Below are 1484 nucleotides of genomic sequence, written 5' to 3'. Positions count from 1 at the left end.
CAATGCCGCGTAGTTAGTGTTTGGGGCTGGTTGTCAAGCCTGGTGAAACAGCCAACGGAGTCCCTGCTAGAACAGAAATCGACCAAGATCACTGTCGGCAGGAACTCCGTTGGACAACCAGTCTGTCACCACCAGCCACCCCACCCTCGCCCAGGGACCCCTCGCACCCGGCCACCTCGGCGAACTCACCCAGATCATCCCCTTCGAGATGGTCGACGACGCCCTGAACACCACCCGCAGCATGCAAACCCGGACCCGGGACCTGCCCTCCCGGGTAGTGGTCTACCTGCTGCTGGCCGCAGGCCTGTTCACCGAGCTGGGCTACCGCCAAATCTGGGCACGACTGACCTCCGGACTCTGTGGCTTGCCCGTGGCCCGGCCCAGCTCCTCAGCCCTGGCCCAAGCCCGCCGCCGGGTCGGCCCGGCACCACTACAAGCCTTGTTCACTCTGCTCGCCGGACCCAGCCCCGGAGCCACACGCTGGAAAGGCATGCTGATCTGTGCCCTGGACGGCACCACACTCTCCGTCCCTGACAGCGCGGCGAACCTGGCCGCCTACCCCCGCCAGAGCGGTTCCCACGGCGGCTCGGGATACCCGCTGATGCGGCTGCTGACCGTGATGGCCTGTGGCACCCGCACCATCCTGGCCGCCACCTTCGGCCCGATCAGCACCGGCGAAACCACCTACGCCCCACGCCTGTTCGGCTGTCTGCGACCGGGCATGCTGCTGCTGGCCGACCGCAACTTCGCCGCCCAGGACCTGTTCACCCAGATCACCGACACCGGGGCCGGTCTGCTCATCCGCTGCAAGGACAACCGCGCGCTGCCCCAGGTGGGCCGCCTGCCTGACGGGTCATGGCTGACAGCGCGAGGAAGACTCACTCTCCGGGTCATCGAAGCCGAGATCCTGGTCAGGCTCAACGGAAAGACACGTATCGGCCGCTATCGGCTGCTGACCACCCTGACCGATCACCGGGCCTTCCCCGCCGTGGAGATCGTCACGCTCTATCACCAGCGGTGGGAGATCGAGACCGCCTACCTGGAACTGAAGTCCACGATCCTGGGCGGGCGGGTCCTGCGTGCTCGCACCCCTGATGGCATCAGCCAGGAGGTCTATGCCTTGCTGACGACCTACCAAATCCTGCGGCTGGCGATGGCCGAGGCCACCGCCAGCGGCAAACTCAGCGCGGATCGGGCCGGATTCACCGTGGCCTTGCACGCAGCCCGTGACCAGGTTGTCCATGCCGCGGGCGTGATCGCGGGGGCCAGCATCGACCTGGTCGGCAACATCGGCCGCGCCGTGCTGGCTGACCTGTTGCCCCCACGTCGCTGCCGGGTCAGCCCACGAGTGGTCAAGCGAGCGATCTCCAAACACCGCGCGAAAGGCGACATCGACCGCACCAACCATCGAGCAGAGATCACCGTGATCGTGCTGACAGCAGCAGGCTTGACAACAGACCCCAAACCCTAACTACGCGGCATTG

The 1484-nt window shown here is 66.2% G+C and carries 1 protein-coding gene; it reads left to right on the top strand.

What is annotated here, in order from left to right; all coding sequences use genetic code 11:
* The first annotated feature begins 109 nt into the window (after positions 1-109).
* Positions 110-1471: an IS4 family transposase gene (locus tag ACTOWY_RS44765; protein ID WP_441315694.1), complete on the top strand. Its 1362-nt coding sequence runs from the start codon at positions 110-112 to the stop codon at positions 1469-1471.
* Positions 1472-1484 lie beyond the last annotated feature (13 nt).

It is taken from the genome of Crossiella sp. CA198, assembly GCF_052078295.1.
Classification (GTDB): domain Bacteria; phylum Actinomycetota; class Actinomycetes; order Mycobacteriales; family Pseudonocardiaceae; genus Crossiella.
This window is presented reverse-complemented; position numbering and strand designations above follow the sequence as displayed.